Source organism: Bremerella sp. JC817 (assembly GCF_040718835.1).
Taxonomy (GTDB): domain Bacteria; phylum Planctomycetota; class Planctomycetia; order Pirellulales; family Pirellulaceae; genus Bremerella.
The window spans coordinates 1-390 of record NZ_JBFEFG010000050.1; the positions used below are offsets into that span (position 1 = coordinate 1).

Below are 390 nucleotides of genomic sequence, written 5' to 3' on the forward strand. Positions count from 1 at the left end.
GGCAGATCGGGCTGATCCATCCGGGCATGGTCCTGCTCGACCAGTACGAGGTGCTCGAGCACCTCGGCGAGGGAGGTATGGGGGCCGTCTGGCTCGTCCGGAATACCGGCCTGGATGCCAAACGGGTGCTGAAGGTCATCAATCCGAGCCTGGTCGGGAGCAAGTCGCTCCGCCAGCGGTTCAACCGCGAAGCGAAGCTGATGGCCAGGATCTCCTCGCACCCCCCACGCCACCGTCGTGCACGCAACGGGGGTCGCTAACGGTGTGCCTTACATCGAGATGGAATACATCCGGGGCCGCTCACTGCGCCGCGAACTGAGCGAGCGTCACCCGATCCCCCTGGATTGTCTCGCCCGGCTCGCCTCGCAGCTTTGCGACGTGCTCGGGGAA

1 protein-coding gene is annotated in these 390 nt (G+C 65.6%); it reads right to left on the reverse strand.

What is annotated here, in order from left to right:
- The coding region (locus AB1L30_RS00250) for a hypothetical protein (protein ID WP_367011356.1) at window positions 1-221 on the reverse strand (221 nt) is incomplete at its 3' end.
- Window positions 222-390 lie beyond the last annotated feature (169 nt).